The organism is Bradyrhizobium sp. SZCCHNGR1005 (assembly GCF_032489995.1).
Lineage (GTDB): Bacteria > Pseudomonadota > Alphaproteobacteria > Rhizobiales > Xanthobacteraceae > Bradyrhizobium.
The window spans coordinates 1-19,976 of record NZ_JAUEZC010000015.1 but is presented as its reverse complement, the minus strand read 5'-3'; the positions used below and the strand labels follow the sequence as shown (position 1 = coordinate 19,976).

13 protein-coding genes and 1 pseudogene are annotated in these 19,976 nt (G+C 62.3%); 7 read left to right on the top strand and 7 right to left on the bottom strand.

The genetic code is table 11. The annotated features are described in order from the left end of the window. From QXZ85_RS32485 to QXZ85_RS32475, 3 genes are all read right to left on the bottom strand, one after another. A complete protein-coding gene (locus tag QXZ85_RS32485; protein WP_315705449.1) occupies window positions 1–3,243 on the bottom strand; it encodes an efflux RND transporter permease subunit in 3,243 nt (1,080 codons plus the stop codon). Then, window positions 3,240–4,229 carry an efflux RND transporter periplasmic adaptor subunit gene (locus QXZ85_RS32480; protein WP_315705450.1) on the bottom strand — a complete coding sequence of 330 codons (990 nt, stop codon included), beginning with the start codon at window positions 4,227–4,229 and terminating at the stop codon, window positions 3,240–3,242. Before QXZ85_RS32480 ends, QXZ85_RS32485 begins: the two co-directional genes overlap by 4 nt. A gap of 76 nt (window positions 4,230–4,305) precedes the next feature. Continuing rightward, the gene (locus tag QXZ85_RS32475; protein ID WP_315705451.1) at window positions 4,306–4,653 is read right to left on the bottom strand and encodes a metalloregulator ArsR/SmtB family transcription factor; all 348 of its coding nucleotides are present in this window, start codon (window positions 4,651–4,653) and stop codon (window positions 4,306–4,308) included. A gap of 131 nt (window positions 4,654–4,784) precedes the next feature. Here QXZ85_RS32475 and QXZ85_RS32470 point away from each other — a divergent pair, with 131 nt between their 5' ends. From QXZ85_RS32470 to ccoG, 4 genes are read left to right on the top strand one after another with little or no spacing between them, the layout of a single operon-like run. After that, window positions 4,785–6,071 carry an FAD/NAD(P)-binding oxidoreductase gene (locus tag QXZ85_RS32470; protein ID WP_315705452.1) on the top strand — a complete coding sequence of 429 codons (1,287 nt, stop codon included), beginning with the start codon at window positions 4,785–4,787 and terminating at the stop codon, window positions 6,069–6,071. Further along, a complete protein-coding gene (gene trxC / locus QXZ85_RS32465) occupies window positions 6,068–6,526 on the top strand; it encodes a thioredoxin TrxC (protein WP_315705453.1) in 459 nt (152 codons plus the stop codon). The genes QXZ85_RS32470 and trxC overlap by 4 nt, the downstream gene beginning before the upstream one ends. Before the next feature lie 33 nt (window positions 6,527–6,559). Further along, window positions 6,560–6,763 (top strand): DUF2892 domain-containing protein, encoded by a 204-nt coding sequence (locus QXZ85_RS32460; protein ID WP_315705454.1) that lies wholly within the window; start codon window positions 6,560–6,562, stop codon window positions 6,761–6,763. A 50-nt stretch (window positions 6,764–6,813) separates the two neighbouring features. Next, a complete protein-coding gene (gene ccoG, locus QXZ85_RS32455; protein WP_315705455.1) occupies window positions 6,814–8,259 on the top strand; it encodes a cytochrome c oxidase accessory protein CcoG in 1,446 nt (481 codons plus the stop codon). Window positions 8,260–8,280: 21 nt separating this feature from the next. Here the strand turns inward: ccoG and QXZ85_RS32450 are convergent, their stop codons facing one another. From QXZ85_RS32450 to QXZ85_RS32435, 4 genes and pseudogenes are all read right to left on the bottom strand, one after another. Further along, window positions 8,281–8,544 (bottom strand): hypothetical protein, encoded by a 264-nt coding sequence (locus tag QXZ85_RS32450; RefSeq protein ID WP_410052724.1) that lies wholly within the window; start codon window positions 8,542–8,544, stop codon window positions 8,281–8,283. Between the two features lie 124 nt (window positions 8,545–8,668). Next, window positions 8,669–9,157 (bottom strand): annotated as a pseudogene (locus QXZ85_RS32445) (MFS transporter); the annotation flags it as partial. Further along, window positions 9,127–9,423: a hypothetical protein gene (locus QXZ85_RS32440; RefSeq protein ID WP_315705489.1), complete on the bottom strand. Its 297-nt coding sequence runs from the start codon at window positions 9,421–9,423 to the stop codon at window positions 9,127–9,129. The pseudogene QXZ85_RS32445 and the gene QXZ85_RS32440, both read right to left, overlap by 31 nt. Window positions 9,424–9,768: 345 nt before the next feature. After that, window positions 9,769–10,521, bottom strand: coding sequence for a thioesterase II family protein (locus QXZ85_RS32435; protein WP_315705456.1), 753 nt, complete (start codon window positions 10,519–10,521; stop codon window positions 9,769–9,771). 328 nt (window positions 10,522–10,849) lie between these two features. Between QXZ85_RS32435 and QXZ85_RS32430 the strand changes: the two genes are divergently transcribed. The 3 genes from QXZ85_RS32430 to QXZ85_RS32420 form a co-directional block, all read left to right on the top strand. Next, window positions 10,850–11,065: an MbtH family protein gene (locus QXZ85_RS32430; RefSeq protein WP_315705457.1), complete on the top strand. Its 216-nt coding sequence runs from the start codon at window positions 10,850–10,852 to the stop codon at window positions 11,063–11,065. 487 nt (window positions 11,066–11,552) lie between these two features. Next, a complete protein-coding gene (locus QXZ85_RS32425; RefSeq protein ID WP_315769635.1) occupies window positions 11,553–13,718 on the top strand; it encodes an AMP-binding protein in 2,166 nt (721 codons plus the stop codon). Between the two features lie 199 nt (window positions 13,719–13,917). Further along, window positions 13,918–19,976: non-ribosomal peptide synthetase (locus QXZ85_RS32420; RefSeq protein WP_315769579.1), on the top strand; the 6,059-nt coding region annotated here is incomplete at its 3' end.

Genomic DNA, 19,976 nt, shown 5'->3' with positions numbered 1-19,976 from the left:
TTATCCCCTTGAGGTCGGCTTGAGATCGGTTTTCGCCGGCGAGCGCAGCGCGATGTAGATCGCGGGGATCACGAGCACGGTCAAAAGCGTCGATGAGGCCAGGCCGAACAGCAGCGAAATCGCGAGCCCCTGGAAGATCGGGTCGAGCAGGATGGTGGCGGCGCCGATCATGGCGGCAAGCGCGGTCAGCAGGATCGGCTTGAAGCGCACCGCACCGGCTTCGAGGACGACGTCGCGCAAGCTCTTGCCTTCGCCGCCACTGTGGCGGATGAAATCGACCAGCAGGATTGAGTTGCGCACGATGATGCCGGCCAGCGCGATGAAGCCGATCATCGAGGTTGCGGTGAAGGGCGCCCCTAGCAACCAGTGGCCGAGCAGGATGCCGATCAGGGTGAGCGGGATCGGCGTCAGGATCACCAGCGGCAGGCGGAAGCTGCCGAATTGCGCAACGACCAGCACGTAGATGCCGAGGATCGCTGCGCCAAAGGCCGCGCCCATGTCGCGGAAGGTCACATAGGTGATCTCCCATTCGCCGTCCCACAGCAGCGTCGGATGCGACTCGTCCGCGGGCTGGCCGTGGAATGCGATGACCGGCTTCGGCAGTTTGCCCCAGTCATGCGCATCGATGCGGTCGGCAACCGCTAGCATGCCATAGAGCGGCGCCTCGAAACGGCCGGCCAGCTCGGCCGTCACCATGTCGGCGAAACGGCCGTCGCGTCGGAAGATCACAGGGGAGCCTTCTTCCTGCGTTGCCTTGACCACTTGGCCGAGCTCGACGACGGTCTTGCTGCCGGGCACGGTGTTGGCGGGCACCGGGGTGGATGCCAGTGCGGCGGTCCAATCCTTGTCGCGCTTCGGCAATTTGACCGCGATCTCGATCGGATTGCGCTCTTCGCCGCGATGCGAGTAGCCGACGGACACGCCTCCGAACAGGGTCTGGATCGTGTCGTAGACGTCGCGCTGTTCGACCCCGAAATATTCGAGACTGTCCTGATCGATCGAGAGCCGCAGGCGCGGCCGCTTCTCGCCGATGGAATCGTCGATGTCGACGATGAACGGCACCTCGGCAAAGATCTTCTTCACCTCGCGCGCAACCTCCCGCCGCGTTGCTGCATCGGGACCATAGATTTCGGCGAGCAACGTCGCCAGAACGGGTGGTCCCGGCGGCACCTCGACCACCTTGATGCTGGTGCCTGCCGGCATCTGCACCGCCTTGAGCCGTTGGCGCAGGTCGAGCGCGACGTCGTGGCTGGCTCGCTTGCGCTCGCCGCGCGCGGTGAGGTTGACCTGCAATTCGCCAAGTTCAGGACGCTCGCGCAGGTAATAATGCCGCACCAGTCCATTGAAGTTGAACGGCGCTGGCGTTCCGGCGTAGGCCTGGACCGACGTGATCTCCGGCAGCTGATGGGCGATGTCGGCCGCTGCGAACAGCACCCGTTCGGTTTCCTCCAGGCTCGCGCCCTCGGGTAGATCCGCGACAACGGCGATCTCTGATTTGTTGTCGAACGGCAGCAGCTTCACCGTGACCGACTTGGTCGCAAACAACGTCATCGAGAGCAAAGTTGCGATACCGACCCCGAGCAGGAAGATCCAGGCTGAGCGCTTGCTTGCAACGATCGGGCGGGCGACCTTGCGGTACAGCCGGCCGAGCCGGCCTTCGTCATGTGCAGCGTGTCCCGCGCTATTGCCATCGGTTTTGGCAGGGTCCTTTTTTGGCGCGAGCCGCAGCATCAGCCAAGGCGCGACCACCATGGCGACGAAGAACGAGAACAGCATCGCGGCGGACGCATTCGCCGGAATCGGTGCCATGTAGGGGCCCATCAGTCCCGACACGAACAGCATCGGCAACAAGGCTGCCACCACGGTAAGCGTCGCGACGACGGTCGGATTGCCGACCTCGGCGACCGCTTCGATCGTCGCCTGCAGGCGCGGACGGCCATCGTGCATGGACCAATGGCGGGCGATGTTCTCGACCACGACAATCGCGTCGTCGACCAGGATGCCGATCGAGAAGATCAGCGCGAACAGGCTGACGCGATTGATGGTGTAGCCCATCAGATTGGCGGCAAACAGCGTCAGCAGGATCGTGGTCGGGATCACGACGAAGGTGACCACCGCCTCACGCCAGCCGATCGCGATCGCAATCAGGACGACGATCGAGAGCGTTGCAAGCCCGAGGTGGAACAGGAGCTCGTTGGCCTTTTCGTTGGCGGTTTCGCCATAATCCCGCGTCACCGTGACGGTGACGTCATCGGGAATGAGGCGCGTCTTGAGGCCTTCCAGCCGCTGAGCGATGTCATGCGACACGACCACGGCGTTGGCGCCGGCGCGTTTGGCCAGCGCCAGACTGACCGCGGGCACGCGGTTCCACTGGCTCTCGCCGCTGCGGGCATCGTTCCAGACCCGATGCTCGGCGAGATTCGGTCCGATCACGACGGTCGCGACGTCGCGGACATAGACCGGGCGTCCGTCACGCGTGGTGATCAGAAGCAGGCCGATGTCGGGAATCCCGGCGAGCGTCTGGCCGGCCGCGACGTTGCGGACGATGCCGCCGTCTCTGATGTCGCCGGCCAGGAAGGAGCGGTTGGCATCCTTCACCTTGGCGACGAGCTGCTGCAGCGTGACACCGAACAGGGACAGCTTTTCCGGATCTGGCTCGACCCGGATCTGCTGTGCGCCGCCGCCGGAGATGTAGGTGAGGCCGACATTGTCGACCTTGGTCAACTCGGCGCGCAGCTTATCCGCGAGCTCATAGAGGTCCTTGTCGGTCCAGCGGTCGGCGGCTTCCGGCTTCGGCGACAGGGTCAGGACACTGACAGCTACGTCGTTGATGCCGCGCCCGACGATCAAGGGTTCCGGGATTCCGACCGGAATCCGATCGAGATTGGCGCGAATCTTCTCGTGGACGCGCAGGATGGCGTCTTCGAACTTGGTGCCGACCAGAAACCGCGCGGTGACCATCACCCGGTCGTCCTCGGTCTGGCTGTAGACGTGCTCGACGCCGTCGATCGCCTTGACGATGGTCTCGAGCGGCTTGGTAACGAGCTCGACGGCGTCAGGCCCGCGCAATCCATCCGCATTGACGCGGATGTCGACCATGGGAACGCTGATCTGCGGCTCCTCCTCGCGGGGGATCACGATGACCGCGATCAGGCCGACGACCAATGCCGCCAGCAGGAACAGCGGCGTCAGCGGCGAGCCGATCGTCGCCTGGGTAAGTTTGCCCGACAATCCGAGTTTCACGGCAGCACCAATTGGTCGCCCGCGCGCAGACCGGACAGGATTTCAAGGCCGTCGGGGAGGTCGGGGCTCGGCAGCTCGCGGCCGCGCTGCACCGGCACAGCGACGGTCTGATCCTGTTGCCGTAGCTGAACATAGTCGATCCCGAAACGGGTCGTCACATAGCGCGCCGGAATCACGAAGGCGTTGCGCGTGCCGCCGGAGATCCACACCCGCAGGCGGTCGCCGACGAAATATTGGCCGAGGCCCGAGACGATGGCGTCGGCAACGACGCGGCCTTCCTCGATCTGCGGATAAACCAGATCGATCACGCCCCATTTCGTGCCTTGCTCACCCAACTCGGCGGCATCGACGCGGACCTTGTCGCCGGCTTTCAGGAACAGCGCGTGCCGCTCCGGCACACGCAGCCGCAGCTTGAAATTCTGTTGCGCGATCGTCACGATGGGATCGCCGGGCAGCACCACCGATCCTACGGTCACGAGCTTCTTCAGCACGCGCCCGTCGTCAGGCGCCAGCACTTGTCCTTCGGTCTGCTGCTGCTGCACGACGGCGCGTTCGGCGGTCTTGGACCGCAAATTATTCTGCGCGACGTTGAGCGCGGTCCGGGCCTGATCCAGATTGGTGCGCGGCAGCGTCCCGCGCTCGACCAATCCCTGGATCCGGTCAAAGTCGATCTGGGCCTGATCCGTCTGCGCCTGCAGCCCTAGGATTTGTGCATCCAGCGATTTCATCTGCAGCACGAGCTTCTCGTCGCCGACCACGGCAATCGCCTGGCCGCGCGTCACGGCATCGCCTTCCCTGACGTGAAGCTGAGCCACGGTGCCGCCGATGCGCGCACGCGCCGGGACTACGCTGATGCTCTCGACGGTAGCGAATACAGCCTTTTCGTCCGTGACCTGACGCGTCGCCGCCGTCAGGGTTTCCGCTTGAGCCGGCACTGCGGACCATGTCGCAACGGCCATCAAGCTCAGGAGCGTCAATCTTCGCATTAGCTAATCCTGTTTTTCCAGTTCCGGAGGACGCCCGGGCAGCGAAGCTTGCGCACGCATGCCATGAGGCCCGTTCTCAACCCTTGATATGTCTCAAGGGGCCGATCCGCCGTTGCTCTACCTTCCGTGCCGGTTTGGCAGGAGCCGGCGCGCAGTAGACTTCGTAAAGCGTCTTCAGCACCTCACGCGCCGGATCGCTTGCAATCGAGTAATAGATCGTCTGCCCATCGCGCCGCGCGGACACGAGTCCATCCTTGCGCAACAAGGCAAGGTGTTGCGACACGGTGGAATCGCGCAAGGACAGCAGTTCGGCGAGGTCACCGACCGGGCGTTCCCCGTCGATCAATTGGCAGATGATCAGAAGCCGGTGCCGGTTCGAAAGCGCCTTGAGGAGGTTGCTCGCCTGGTCGGCCGCCGCTTCCATGATGTCGGTGTCAATTTTCATGATTGCGTATATACGAATATTCGAATATATAATCAAGCGCAGATCACCAGATCACACAAGCCGCGGCTCACGTGGCGCGAACGGGAAGAACGGAAACCGAGGAGAATACCATGGCGGAAGTTGTCGTGATTGGAGCCGGGCTGAGCGGAACGCTGATGGCCTACGAATTACTGGCGCATGTGAGGCGGGAAGACCGGCTGACGGTGATCTCCGAAGGGCCGGTCTATCACTTCGTGCCGTCCAATCCCTGGGTTGCGGTCGGCTGGCGCAAGCGCGACGAGATCGAGATCGATCTGGTCGACACTATGAAGCGCAAGGGCATTCGACTGCTGACGCAGGGCGCCAAGCGCGTGCATGCGGCCGACGATCGCGTCGAGCTGAACGACGGCACGATCGTGGACTACGACTATCTTGTGATTGCGACCGGTCCGGAACTCGCCTTCGACGAAATTCCGGGTCTGGGGCCGCAAGGCCATACCCAGTCGGTGTGCCACGTCGATCATGCGGCGCACGCAAAAGCCGCCTTCGACAAGCTGGCCGAAAACCCGGGCCCGGTGGTGATCGGGGCCGTACAGGGAGCATCCTGCTTCGGTCCGGCCTACGAATTCCTCTTCATCCTGGAGACTGAACTACGCCGCCGCAAGCTGCGCGATCGTGTGCCGATGACCTTCGTGACCTCCGAGCCCTATATAGGCCATCTCGGTCTCGACGGCGTTGGCGACACCAAGGGGCTGCTCGAGAGCGAGCTGCGCGAGAAGCACGTCAAGTGGATCACCAATGCGCGCGTGACCGGGGTCGAGGCGGGGCGGATGACCGTCGAGGAGCTGAACGACGACGGTGCCGTGCGTAAGACCCACGAACTGCCGTTCGCGTATTCGATGATGTTGCCGGCGTTCCGTGGCGTTGCCGCGGTGCGCGGGATCGAGAAGCTGACCAATCCGCGCGGCTTCATCGTCGTCGACAAGCACCAGCGCAATCCCGAATTCCGGAACGTGTTCGCGGTCGGCGTTTGCGTCGCGATCCCGCCGATCGGACCGACACCGGTCCCGGTCGGCGTGCCGAAGACCGGTTTCATGATCGAATCGATGGTGACTGCGACCGCGTTGAACATCGGCGCGTTGCTGCGCGGCCGGGAGCCGGCGGCGCAGCCGACCTGGAATGCGATCTGCCTCGCGGATTTCGGCGACTCCGGCGTAGCCTTTCTGGCGCAGCCCCAGATCCCGCCCCGCAACGTCAACTGGTCGTCGAAAGGTGAGTGGGTGCATTTCGCAAAGGTCGCGTTCGAGAAATACTTCTTGCGCAAGATGCGGCGCGGCACCCCGGAGCCGTTCTACGAGCGTTTCCTGCTCGATCGGCTCAACATCGCGAAGGTCAAGGAGGTCAAAACCGGCACATGAGTGAGACCTTCCAGGTCGTCTGCGGCCATTGTGGGCAGATCAACCGTCTGCCCTCAAGTGTCGGAAAGACCCCCAACACACCCGCGGCAGCGAAATGCGGAAAATGTCACACGGCGATCTTCAGCGGCCATCCGATCGAGGTCGACGAGGCCGCGTTCAAACGGCATCTCGCGCACAGCGACCTGCCGCTGCTCGTCGACGTTTGGGCGCCCTGGTGCGGTCCTTGCCGGGCGATGGCGCCGATGTTCGAACGGGCCGCGCAGGAACTCGAGCCGCGCGCCCGCTTGCTCAAGCTCAATTCCGACGCAGCGCCAGACGTCTCGGCGCGCTTCGGCATCTCGGGCATTCCAACGCTCCTGCTCCTGAGGGGAGGCCGGGAGCTGGCACGCGTTTCAGGTGCGATGGATTCGCAACGAATTGTCGCCTGGACTCTGTCCGGCCTCAGCCGGGCTTGATCACGCTCAATCCAAATCACACAGGAGCATGCCATGAACGTCGATAAAGCAGTTCTCAGCTTTGCAGGGTTGGTCGTCCTGCTCGGGCTCGCGCTCGGCTGGACCGTCAATCCGTACTGGTACCTACTGACGGCCTTTGCGGGGGTGAACATGATTCAGGCGTCCTTCACCGGCTTCTGTCCGGCGGCGATCGTGTTCAAGAAGCTCGGCCTGAAGAGCGGTAACGCATTCTCCTGAGCTCGCGAGCAGCAGGTGGATGCGCCGCAGAGACGATAACGAGGAGCAAGATGGTTGATTCAGGCGATACCTATATCGTCGGCCCGCTCTACAAGGCGCGCGAGAAGGTCTATCCGCAGGCCGTACACGGCCGCTTTCGCCGCATCAAATGGACGATCCTCTGCATTGCGCTCGGCATCTACTACCTCCTGCCTTTCGTACGTTGGGATCGCGGCCCAGGTTTGCCGAATCAGGCGGTGCTGATCGACTTTCCGCACCGCCGCTTCTACTTCTTCTTTATCGAGCTGTGGCCGCAGGAGGTCTACTACTTCACCGGTCTTCTCATCCTGGCTGCCGTGGCGCTGTTTCTGATGAATGCGGTGGCGGGCCGATTGTGGTGCGGCTATCTGTGTCCGCAGACGGTCTGGACCGATCTGTTTTACGCGGTCGAGCGCTGGGTCGAAGGTGACCGCCGTGAGCGAATCCTGAGCGATAAGCGGGGTTGGACCGTCACCCATGTGCGTCAGGTTGCGACCAAGCATTTCCTCTGGCTGATGATCGGCTGGTGGACCGGCGGAGCTTGGGTGCTCTATTTTGCCGATGCGCCGACTCTGGTGAAGGAACTCGCGACCTTCCAGGCGCCATTCCTGGCCTACCTCTGGATCGGCATTCTCACCGCCACGACGTATACCTTTGCCGGTCACGCCCGCGAGCAGGTCTGCATCTATATGTGCCCGTGGCCCCGGATCCAAGCCGCCCTGACGGACGAATGGGCGCTCAACGTCACCTACAAGCGCGACCGCGGCGAGCCGCGTATGTCGGTGAAGAAGGCGGAGGCGGCGCGCGAGCACGGCGAACCCGCCGGTGACTGCATCGACTGCCATCAATGTGTCAATGTGTGCCCGACCGGCGTCGATATCCGCAATGGCATTCAGCTCGGCTGCATCCAGTGCAGCCTGTGCATCGACGCCTGCGATACCGTGATGAAGCAGATCGAACGGCCGACAGGGTTGATCGGCTATGACACCGACATCAATGTGCAGCGGCGCATGGAGGGGAAGCCGGCGATCTATCGTCTGATTCGTCCGCGCACCGTCATCTACGCGAGCTTCATGGTCATTGTCGGCGGCATCATGCTTTATACGTTGGCCACGCGCGGTACGCTCGGCGTCAATGTCCTGCACGAGCGCAATCCATTGTTCGTCCAGCTTTCGGACGGCGGGGTGCGCAACGATTATACGGTGCGCTTGCTCAATAAGCGTGCAGCGCGCAACGTTGTGCTCGAGGTCAACGGTCTGCCCAATGCGAAGATCTCTGTCGCGGGCGTCGAACGTGCGGCGGATGGCCGCATGATCGTCGAGGTCGGTCAGGACCAGACCCGAGAGATCCGCATGTCGGTGCAAGCATCGAGCTCCGACATCCCCCCGGTGCCGCTCGACATCGAGATCAGGGCCACCGATCCCGCGACCGGAACTACGGCCATTGCGCATGATCACTTCGTTCCGCCGACGCGATAACGCCGGTGCGAGCAGCCTGGGCTAATACTGCTTGACCGCGGCGCCGAGCGCGACCAACACGAGCGTGGCGAGGAGGCCGAGGCCACCCAGGACAAGAAAGGTGGACGAATAGCCGATCCAATGCGCCACCCAGCCGCCTAGCGCGGGACTGAACGCGGCGCCGACGCCCTGAACAGTGATGACGGCGCCTTGGGCGAGATTGACGCGGCCCGTTCCGTAAAGTGAGCGGGTCGCCATGCCGGGCACCGCGACACTCTGCAGGCCGGTGCCGATGCCGTCGAGCACCTCGACCGGAACGACACCCCCCCCCAGCCATTGAGGAGCCAGGCAAGGATTCCCCGCAGCGCAGGACGAGAAACGAGACCAGCAGGATCAGCCAATAATTTCGCTTCTCCGCGATGCGCATCGCCACAATGGATGCAACCACCATCACACCCTGGGCGATCACGATCGTGGTTGCGACGAAGCTCGGGCCATTCGCCTTACCATTCGATACGGCTGAGATGCCGTAGAACGGAATGATGGCGGCGTTGCCGAGTTGAAACACCGCGAGTGCGAGCCCGAGGACCAGAAGCGGCTTATGCCGAAGCAGCACCGTAAGCCCGCTGGGCTGACTTTTCGGGTCATCTTCGTTGTTGCCGCGCGCGGCATGATCATTGATGGACCCAGGCCGGATCAGCAGCACGCAGGCGACGGTGATTGCGCCGAATAGCGCCGACAACGCGAACACCGAGAAGTAACCCAGCTTCCAGCCCAGGAGCCCGGACGCTGCTGCGCCGATCATGTTGCCGGAACGGTTGAAGGCCTGGTTGCGACCGTTCTGCCGGTTGAAGCCTTTCTGTCCGACCATGCCGAGCGTGATCCCGGTCACGGCAGGAACGATCGCGGCACCGGCGATCGAGGTCGCAATCTGCGAAGCGGCGACGGCCCAGAAATTCTGCGAAAGCAGGATGACGAGGAGCCCAGGACGACAGCTATTCCGGGGACGATCACCCAGGCGCGCTTGTGGTGCGAAGCATCGATAAATCCGCCGATGGGCGTGGTGATCAACATGCCCGCGACATTGCCGATACTCATGGCCGTTCCGATCACCCCACTGGTCCAGCCGCGCTCGACTAGAAACACGCCGAGGAAGGGACCGATTCCCGATTGCATGTCGGCCATGAAGAAGTTGCCGGCGAGCAGGGGCCACAGGCGAGCCGATAGGCTATCGCGTGGCGGTCGCCGGCTTTCAGACATCGATGTAAAGGTCCCGACTTCTGGTTAGAGCTGCGTGATCGATAACGATATACGCCCGGTCGGGTTCAACATTGATGCAGTGACGCTCTCGTTCGTTGGACAGCGTGGCGGGTCTCGGGCCAGCGCGGAAGTGTTCGGAGATCGGGCTGAGAGCAAATGTTCCGCTCAACTGTTCAGCCCGAATGCGCTGTTAAGTCGCAGGGCTGGAATTCGTTGTAGACTTGCGGCCTGCACTGGCCGGGGGAGGCGGGGCCGACCGGCTCGGGGGACTCAAACTTGCACCACGGTCGAGGCCTGGAGCAGATCGCGCTTCAAGTGCGCGACAACGCTGTCCGCGCAATCACTGACAAAGAAATGACCACCCGGAAACATGCGAACCATGCATCGACTGGTTGTCTCGGCTTGCCAGGCGAGAAGCGAGTCCTTGCTCGTGTCGCTGTCGGTTAGTCCGCCATAGGCTGCGATCGGAACCGATAAATACGGACGATGGGCCGGTCGGTAGGTCTCACAGGCGCGAAAATCGGCGCGCAGAATCGGAAGCATCAGATCGAGAAGATCGGGTACGTCAAAGATTTCCGGCGGCGTTGCGCCGAGCCCGTGAAGATGGGCGAGGAACTCTCTGTCGGGAGCATTGTGTAGCGGAGGAGTCACTGGTGGAACTCGCGGCGCGCGATGTCCACACACGATGAGAAGGGTAGGCATCTTGAGACCGTGCTTTGCAAGTGCGTGACATGTCTCGAAGGCAACAAGGCTGCCCATACTATGACCGATCAGCGCGTACGGACCGTCTTTTGAGCAACTGATTTCTTCGACTGCAGAGTCGGCGATCTGTTCGATCGTGTCGAGCAGTGGTTCGTTGATCCGGGTTCCGTGGCCGGAATATTCAAAAGTGCAAACATCGATGCCGGGCTGCAACAGCTTCTGCCAGGAGCGAAATAATTTTCCGGTTCCACCTGCATGAGCGAAACAAAAAAGTCGAATGGGCATTGATGGGGTTCGCCCAAGAGGCGCTGCGTTGAACATCGGTGTCAACTCTCCAGTGCTGCCGTTGATCGTATCATCAACTGTAATGTCACGTTGCGCCGATAGTCATCGATCTGTCGTACTGACGCGCCGGACTCGCGGGATCGCTATGGCATATTTCAATTCCGTATTGTCGATAATCACGCCGTAGCAACCATAGGTCGCATCATTAGAATCGTATTTAGTTCATCGAACACGACGATATGATCATGCGTGCCACTAATTCGTACATTTGTTGGGGCATGCATGACGAGACGGGTGCTAACTACACGCGTCGCTGTTCTTTGCGCACGATGATCTGGCGGGCAATAGAAGTGAGACGTTTCGAATGACTCTGACAAACGAATCAAATGAAGAGATCTTTCTCGTTGTGATGAATGACGAAGAGCAATACTCGATCTGGCTTGCCGAGAAGCCGGTTCCCGCCGGCTGGCGAGCGGTGGGCAAGCGTGGTTCCAAGGCGGAGTGTCTGGAGTACATCGAAGCCGTCTGGACTGATATGAGGCCGCTTAGTTTGCGAAAGCGGATGGCTGAGCGCGCATGACGAGCGACGAGATTTCGGTCAGCTTGGAATCGTGATGCGATCCAGGGTCGAATATCGGAATCCGTCCGCAGGGTCTGTGTTGTTTGCGACTCCCGGAAAGATACGCGTTCGCGGTGCGTAATAGTGCCGTCAAGATGGAGCGCTAATCATGGGTGCAGCTGGTTGGTCAAACGTCCGGACTAAAGGGGCGGTGACATATCCTGCCGGTCATGTTGCGGTCTCTCATGTTGCTCGGCGCGGGCGGCTGGCGCTTGTGGAGACTCGTCGCGCTCTTTCCGAATCGAGGATCTCGCCGATGGCGGATCCGCCAAGAGGCTCCATGTAGCCTCCACTCTGCGTCGGAAGTCTGTGGGAGCCACCAGTTCCGGCGCGATCCATTGATTATGCTCAGCGTCCGATCACCGGTTGCCGATGATCGAGGCGATGAGCCGCTGCGCGCGCCCTCAGGCCATGGTGCGCGTCGTTGATGAGTTCGGCCGGGGAGCAGATGTCGATGACGAGTTCGAGCAACGCAGTCGCGGACAATTCAGTCGCGGGCAATGCAGTCACGATGGTTGAAGCGTTGCGACGCAATGCCAAGCATATGCCTGAACGGCTCGCGTTGCGCTTCCTTCCAGCGTCATCGGCGCGAATCGATCTGAGCTTTGCGGAACTCGATCTCGCAGCGGCTCAACTGGCAGGGAGTCTGAGGACGAATGGTATAGGTCGTGGCGATCGCGTCCTTATGTTCTATCTCCCCGGGATCGATTTCGTGATCGCGTTCTTCGCAGTGCTCTACGCTGGCGCAGTTGCTGTGCCTTTGAGCCCACCTCGGCGATCGGGAAGTAGTCGGGTCATCGCAGGCTTGATCGACAATGCGGAGCCGACTGCGGTTCTGACGTCATCGCAACTGGCGCCGCGCATCAGCAGCATCCTGTCCGAATTGGGGTGCTCTGTCGGAACGCTCGTGACCGATCAGCTTCGTCCGGACGGAGCCGCGAACGACGATATCGTGATGCCCGACCCGGACGAGATCTGCGTACTTCAGTATACTTCCGGCTCGACCGGAAGTCCTCGCGGCGTCATGGTGACGCATGGGAATGCCGCGCGGAACGCCTGGTTGCTCGGCAAGCAGACCGCGCTGCACGGTCAGTCGGTGTGGGTCAGTTGGGTACCTCACTTTCACGATCTCGGCCTGTTCGGCGGCATCTGCACGCCAATCTATCATGGTATCACGTCGGTTCTGATGCCGCCGGCTGCGTTCGTGGCGCGTCCGGTACGATGGCTGGAGGCGATCTCGCAATATGGCGGCACGGTCAGCATCGCACCAAATTTCGCCTACGATCTTTGTCTGCGTCAGATTACGGAACAGGAATGCGCCGAGCTCGACTTGCGTCATTGGACTGTCGCCGGATGCGGCGCCGAGCCCATCAAGCTGCAGACCATGGAAGATTTTGCCGAGCGTTTCGGGCCTTATGGATTGAAGCGCCAGGCGATGTGCCCGTTCTACGGGCTCGCGGAGGCGACGCTGCTGGTGTCCGGCGGTCCGGTCGGATTGGGGCAGACGGCCACCGTCGTCTCGTCCGCAGCAATTCGCCGGAAGGGTCTGAAGTGCGCGCAAGGTCTGCATGACGAATACAGCGTTCCGTCTAGCGGCCGTCCATCTCCCGAACATCGTATTCTGATCGTCGATCCCGAGACGAAACAGAGATGTGCATCGGAGATGGTTGGTGAGATCTGGATCGACGGTTCGACTACGGGGGCGGGCTATTGGCGCAATCCAGAGGAGACTGCGCGTGTTTTTAACGCCCGTCTTGCGAGCGGAGAGGGGCCGTTCCTCCGAACGGGCGACCTCGGCTTCATGCAGGATGGTACACTTTACGTCAGCGGCCGGATCAAGGATGTCATGATCATCCGCGGCCAGAATCTCTATCCGCAGGATCTTGAAGCCGCGGCGCGGCAGACGGCGTCCGATATTGCGGATGCCGCCGCGTTCACTGTCGCCGATGAGGCGACCGAACGTGCGGTGCTGGTGATTGAGGAGGCCAGGCGCCCCATCGGCGACGCTGGGTCTCTTATCGAGCAGGTGCGTGCGGCAATTTCCGCCGCCAATGGCATTGAACTCGACCGCGTCGTGTTGACGCATCATCGCGCGCTCCCGAAGACCTCGAGCGGCAAGATCCAAAGGTCCAAAGCGCGCGAGATGCTGCTCGACGGAACCTTGCCCGTGCGAATGGAGTGGTGCGCAGAGGATGATCTCTCATCGGCGGGCAGTGATCGAATAGACCCGATCGAATTGATTCTCAGAATGAGGGATCAGGATGAGGCCGATCAGATTCGCTCGATCGAGAACTACCTTGGCCATATCTTTGGCGAACTGATCGGATTGAATGCCGATGATCTTGATCGTCGTGAATCCCTTATGGCCTTAGGCGTGACCTCGCTCGGGTTGGTGCGGGTGAAGAGCAAGCTCGAGACTGATTTCATGATGCAGATTGATTCAGCAATGCTGTGGCATGAGAGTAACTGCGCCAAGATGGCGGAGCAGCTGCACGCTCGGCTGCGTACGTCTCCGCTTTGGGCAAATGCGGATGTGCTGCAACGCCTGGCCGATGAGGTCGCCCAGATGGGCGACGAGGACGTCGCGCGCGAGTTGGGCTCGCAGGCGGTCTGACCAGCCGGCGCATTGTGCAGGTCCGCTATTCGTCGAAGAACCGCGCATCCAACTGGCGCGCAGAGCGTCGATAGCGCAAGCCCATACCGGTAATCACGATCTGAGATCGCGATTATCCAATCTAATGGCCGATGCTTGAATTGATGCCGCACGACGCGGCGCTTCAGGCGAAGTGTTCGAGCTTAGGAGCAGACGACCAATGGATTTGTCTACGCCGGAGACCTCGCCCCAAGCCTCGCCAATTAAAGCAACGTTAGGTAGCAGAAGAGAGTTGTTGCGACTGAAGCTCAAGCGCGGCCTTGAGCATCTATCCAGCGGAATTTCAAAGGCGCCGCGGGGCCATCTGCTACCTCTTTCGTTTGCACAGGAGCGGCTGTGGTTCCTTGACCGGCTGGGCCGGCTGGGGCCGGCCTATCACATCGGCCTCACGGTTCGCCTGAAGGGGCCGTTGAATTCCGCGGCGCTTTCGGCGGCGCTGACTGAGATCGTACGGCGGCACGATAGCATCCGGACTCGCATCGTGATGCGGGATGGCGTTGCCTGTCAGCTGATCGATCCGCCCTGGCGAATCGATCTTGTTGCCGATCAGGTCGCATTGGCCGATGCAATATCGCGGGCGCGCCGATTGATCGAGCAGCCGTTTGACCTCGCTCATGATCGATTGTTGCGCTGTGATCTTTTTGCGCTTGGTGATCAAGACTACGTCCTTGCGCTCTCGATGCACCACATCATTTCCGATGGCTGGTCGGTCGGTGTGTTGTTCCGTGAACTCGCGACCCTTTATGCGGCCTTTTCCGCGGGCCGACGCTCGCCCCTGCCGGATCTGCCGATTCACTACGTGGACTATGCGGTGTGGCACCGCGAATGGGTATTGAAGCGCGTGCTCCAGCCACAGCTGGCGTATTGGCGCGACCGGCTGGCGGACGCGCCGGCGGGGCTGGATTTGCCGATCGATCGCCCGCGTCCCGCCGCGCAGAGCTTCCACGGCGCAACGCATCGGTTCGTGCTCGATCGTGAGCTGTCCAGTGCGCTGGCGGCAATGGCGCGCGGCGAGAGCGCGACATTGTTCATGGTGCTATTGGCAGGCTTCAAAGCAGTGCTGGCGCGGTGGAGCGGTCAAACCGACATCGTCGTGGGAAGCCCGATTGCAGGCCGCGCAGGCGCTGAGACGGAGCAATTGATCGGATTCTTCGTGAACATGCTGGCGCTGCGCAGCGATGTCGCGGACGATCCATCGTTCCGAGCTCTGGTACGGCGCGTCAAGCAGACGGCGCTTGGCGCCTACGCACATCAGGACCTTCCGTTCGAGCAAGTGGTCGATGCGTTGCAGCCGGTCCGCGAACTCAGCCGACATCCGATCTTTCAGACCGTGTTTGTCCTGCAGGACGTCTCGCTGGAGCAGATGAAGCTTCCAGGCCTCAAGATCGAACGCTTCGATGATGAGCAGACGGCGGCCAGGTTCGATCTCGAGCTCGCGATGACGGAAGTCGGCGGGCAACTGGTCGGCTCGCTCGTCTACGCGACGGATCTGTTTGATGTCACGACAGCGGAGCGCTTCGCGTCTCATTTCGTGCAGCTGCTCAAGGGGGCGGTCGCCGCTCCCGACACGCGGCTCTCGCAATTGCCGCTGTTGTCGGAAACGGATCGCGGGAAAGTCCTGGGCGACTGGCATGCGACGCCGGCGGTGCAGTCCGCGTATCGCACGTTGCACGAGCTGTTTTCCACGCAGGCGGCGCTGGCACCGGACGCGCCGGCGTTGATCCGTCACAGCGAACAATTGAGCTATGCAGAGCTCGACGCCCGCGCCAATCAGCTTGCGCACTATCTGCGCAAGCGTGGCGTCGGTCCCAACATCGTCGTCGGTCTTTGCCTCGAACGCTCATTCGACATGGTGATCGGGGTGCTCGGCATCCTGAAAGCGGGTGGGGCCTATTTGCCGCTTGACCCCAACTATCCGACCGAGCGGCTTGCCTACATGATCGCAGAGTCGCGGACGCCGCTGGTGCTCACCCACGGCACGCTCGTCGATCGGATACCATTCAACGATGCCATGGTGATTCGCCTCGACGAGGCCTGGTCCGAGATCGCCTGCCTGCGGTCCGATGCGCCCGCCGTTCCCGTCGACTCTGCAGATCTGGCCTATGTGATCTACACGTCAGGTTCCACCGGGTGGCCGAAGGGTGTCATGGTCCCCCATGCCGGCGCGACAAATCTGGCGGAAGCTCAGCTCGCGCCGCTGCAGATCGCCACTGGAAGCCGCGTCCTGCAGTTTGCCTCCTTCAGTTTCGACGCCGCCGTGTGGGAATTGATGATGACCTGGCGCACCGGCAGCGCGCTGGTCATTGCCGACCGTCGTGAGATGCTGCCGGGCGAACCGCTGCGCATGCTCTTGCAGCAGCAAAGGATCGCCGTCGTTCTGCTGCCGCCCTCCGCGCTGGCGGCTCTGAAAGGTGAATCCCTGCCGGATCTGAAGACGCTCCTCGTGGGCGGCGAGGCGTGCACCAGTGAGATGATTGCTCCCTGGCTCGGCGAGCGTATCGTGCTCAATGCATATGGTCCGACGGAAGCCAGCGTCTGCACCACCGTTTTCCGCTGCCTCGCCGATCGGCGCACGCCACCGATCGGCCGCCCTTTGGCTAATACGCGGACCTATGTGCTCGACCAACATTTCGAGCCGGTTCCGATTGGCGTACCCGGCGAGCTCTATATCGGCGGGGCTGGATTGGCTCGCGGCTATCTGTTCCGGCCCGGCCTGACGGCCGAGCGGTTTGTGCCGAACCCGTTTGTGCCTGGCGAACGGATGTATCGCACCGGGGATCTCGTGCGCTGGCGCGCCGACGGCGAGCTCGAATATCTCGGCCGGCTCGATCATCAGGTCAAAATTCGCGGCTTCCGGATCGAACTTGGCGAGATTGAGGCCGCGCTGCGGTCGGAGCCTTGCGTGGAGCAGGCCACCGTGATCGCCCGCGAGGACGTGCCAGGCAGCAAGCGGCTGGTCGCCTATGTCGTGCCCGATCTTCGACGGCTCAAGGCCGAGCGGCGGCAGGTCACCGTCGACGGCGACGATAGCGTTGCGCAATGGCAGACCTTGTTCGACGAGACATACGGTCTCAGCCCGGAGGCGAAGGCGCCAAGTTTCATCGGCTGGAACAACAGCTACACCGGCGCGCCGATCCCCGAACCGGAGATGATCGAATGGCTCACGACGACGGTGCAGCGCATCGCGGCGTTTAGGCCTGACCGTGTTCTGGAGATCGGTTGCGGCGTCGGTCTTCTTCTTCAGCATCTCGCGCCGATCAGCCGCCTCTATCGTGGCACGGATATCTCGTCAGCAGCGATTGACGGCTTGCGGGCGTGGGCGAGGGAGCGGAGTGAGCTCGCCCATGTCGAACTCGCGCAGCGCGAGGCCACGGCCCTCTCAGACATGGCGCCGGTATCCGTCGATACTGTCGTCATCAATTCGGTCGTGCAATATTTTCCGGATACCGACTACCTGCGCGACGTGCTCGCGGGAGCCTCGGCGCTCGTTGCTGACGGCGGCCGGATCTTCGTCGGCGACGTCAGGCATTTTGGTCTGTTGCCTGTATTCCATGGTTCAATTCAGGTTGCGCGTGCGCGCGCAGGATCGCGCGCCGAAGAGATCAAGAGCCGGGCCGCCACTGCAGCCAAGCATGAGACGGAGCTCGCGATCGATCCGGCGTTCTTCTCGGCCCTCCAGGATGGGATTGCACGGATCTCAGCTGTCGAGATCCTGCTCAGGCGCGGCCATTTCGACAACGAGCTGACTCGCTATCGCTACGACGTGGTCCTGCATATCGGAGGCAAGAAGCCGCAGGCGGCCGCGCAATCGATGGACTGGACTGGATGTTCGCTGGTCGAGCTCGCCGCTATCCTCGCCGAGCAGAGACCCCCAAGTGTCGCGGTGCTGCACGTGCCAAATCGACGGCTGGCGCAGGATCTCACGGCGTCGCAGTGGCTGGAAGCCAGCGAATCCAACGCCAGGATTGGCGAACTGATGGCTGCCGATGGCGTGCCGACCGGCGAGGATCCTGAAACCTTCTGGGACATCGGCGAGCGGTACGGCTATGACGTGCGCGTGAGCTGGACCTCCGCTTCGGCCGATGGTTGCTTTGACGTCGTCTTTGTCGACCGCAGCCGTTGTGATGGGCCGGTCCAATTGCCGCAACCCTCGTGCCGCCCCGATCGTGCCTACGCCAACGATCCCGGCGCGGCCACGCTGACGCATCAACTCGGCCAGCGCCTGCGCCAGTCGTTACAGCGACGATTGCCGGATTACATGGTGCCGGCAGCGATCGTGATGCTCGATGCGCTGCCACTGACGCCGGCCGGCAAGATTGACCGCAATGCACTGCCGGCGCCGGAAGGGCGGCCTGAGATCGGCCGGTTCGTCGCACCGCGCACGCCGAGCGAGCAGATACTTGCGTCGATCTGGTGCGAGATCCTCAAGCTCGATCAGGTCGGGGTGGAGGATAATTTCTTCGAGCTCGGCGGCGACTCGATCCAATCGATTCAGGTGGTGGCTCGCGCCAACCGGGCGGGACTGAAGCTCACGTCGCGGCAAATTTTCGAGCACCAGACCATTGAGGCGCTTGCCGCTGCGGCAGGTGCCGGGGCGGTTGTGACGCGCGATGACGCTGTCGAGCGCGAGCCGAACTCGCTGCACGAAAGCCGGAACGCTGATGGGCTGCCGGATGGAGTCTCTCGGCTTGTGGAGGTCTCCCAAGGAGATCTCGATCGCGCGCTCGCGGCTGTAGGGGGCCCTGATCGTGTCGAAGATGTCTATCCCCTGACTCCGACCCAGCAGGGCATGCTGTTCCACAGCGTCTATGAGCCGCAATCCCGCGCCTATGTCACGACGTTGAGCTGTCGCTTGCTCGGGGACCTCGACATCGAGGCATTCCGAGCTGCCTGGGAGCTCTCGATCGGACGACACGCGGTGTTGCGCAGTGTCTTCGTCGGACAGGATCTTGCCGTGCCGCTTCAGGCCGTGTTGCGCGACACCGCGCTGCCATTCACGTTTCATGATTGGGAAGGTCTTTCGGCCGCCGAGCAGACGGCGCGACTGGCAGAATTGGAGCATGCCGAATGTGCACGCGGCTTCGATTTCGTGCGCGCGCCGCTCATGCGCCTGTGTCTTGTTAGGCTCGCCGGTCGCGACCATCGGTTCGTGTGGTGCTGCCATCATATCTTGTTTGACGGCTGGTCGATCCCGATTCTGCTGAACGAGGTATTCGCCGTCTATGGGGCGCTGCGCCGAGGTGAGCAGGCGCAACTGGCGCCTGCACCTCCATTCCGCGACTACATCTCCTGGCTGCAGCGCCAGGAGATACCGGCTGCAGAAGCCTATTGGCGCGAGCGCCTCGCCGGCTTCGACGCGCCGACCTCCCTTGGATTCGGGCATGCGGCAGGCGTGGCGTTCGACGGGGATCGTTATGCCGAGTACGACGAAGAGTTGCCGATCGCCCCGGAGGTGTTGGAGAGCTTCGCGCGCCGGCACCGGCTGACCCTCAACACGCTGGTGCAGGGGGCCTGGGCGCTGCTGCTCGGCCGCTACGGCGACAGCAATGACGTGGTGTTCGGCGTCACGGTGTCGGGCCGTCCGGCCGAGTTGCCTGAGGTGGAGCGTACGGTCGGGCTGTTCATCAACACCTTGCCGCTACGCGTGCCGTTGCCGAGCGAGGCGCGCGTGCTGGACGTTCTGGAGGAGGTACAGGCGCGGCAGAGCGAGCTGACCGACTATCAGTATAGTTCGCTTGCCGAGGTGCAGCGCTGGAGCGAGCTGCCGGCGGCAACGCCGCTGTTCGAGAGTATCGTGGTGTTCGAGAATTACCCGGACGAGATGTCTGCGGGAGGTGCGGATCATGCGGTCCGCGTTGATATGATCCGCGCGGTCAACCGCATCAACTATCCGCTCGCGCTGCAGGTCGCTGTCGGCGAGACGCTGGCGATGAAGATCATGTACGACGGCGGGCGATTTGACGGCGATGCGATCGCGCGTCTGGCCTGGCATTTGCAGCACTTGCTGAGCACGATCGTGGCCGATGCGGACCGGCCACTCTCGGCGCTGCCGCTATTGAGCGATGCCGAGCAGCAGCAGGTGGTGAGCGCATTCAACGCCACGGCGGCGGGTACTCCGCAAGGGCTATTGCATGAGCCGTTCGCGATCCAGGCGGCGCGCACGCCTGACAGAATCGCGCTGCGCTTTGCGGACGCCACCTTGAGCTACGGCGAGCTCGA

What these genes read in the sequence shown, in the direction of transcription:
- QXZ85_RS32480 (WP_315705450.1), bottom strand. Translation starts at nt 4,229, where the DNA reads ATGCGAAGATTGACGCTCCTGAGCTTGATGGCCGTTGCGACATGGTCC.
- QXZ85_RS32475 (WP_315705451.1), bottom strand. Translation starts at nt 4,653, where the DNA reads ATGGAAGCGGCGGCCGACCAGGCGAGCAACCTCCTCAAGGCGCTTTCG.
- QXZ85_RS32470 (WP_315705452.1), top strand. Translation starts at nt 4,785, where the DNA reads ATGGCGGAAGTTGTCGTGATTGGAGCCGGGCTGAGCGGAACGCTGATG.
- trxC (WP_315705453.1), top strand. Translation starts at nt 6,068, where the DNA reads ATGAGTGAGACCTTCCAGGTCGTCTGCGGCCATTGTGGGCAGATCAAC.
- QXZ85_RS32460 (WP_315705454.1), top strand. Translation starts at nt 6,560, where the DNA reads ATGAACGTCGATAAAGCAGTTCTCAGCTTTGCAGGGTTGGTCGTCCTG.
- ccoG (WP_315705455.1), top strand. Translation starts at nt 6,814, where the DNA reads ATGGTTGATTCAGGCGATACCTATATCGTCGGCCCGCTCTACAAGGCG.
- QXZ85_RS32440 (WP_315705489.1), bottom strand. Translation starts at nt 9,423, where the DNA reads ATGGCCGACATGCAATCGGGAATCGGTCCCTTCCTCGGCGTGTTTCTA.
- QXZ85_RS32435 (WP_315705456.1), bottom strand. Translation starts at nt 10,521, where the DNA reads ATGTTCAACGCAGCGCCTCTTGGGCGAACCCCATCAATGCCCATTCGA.
- QXZ85_RS32430 (WP_315705457.1), top strand. Translation starts at nt 10,850, where the DNA reads ATGACTCTGACAAACGAATCAAATGAAGAGATCTTTCTCGTTGTGATG.
- QXZ85_RS32425 (WP_315769635.1), top strand. Translation starts at nt 11,553, where the DNA reads ATGTCGATGACGAGTTCGAGCAACGCAGTCGCGGACAATTCAGTCGCG.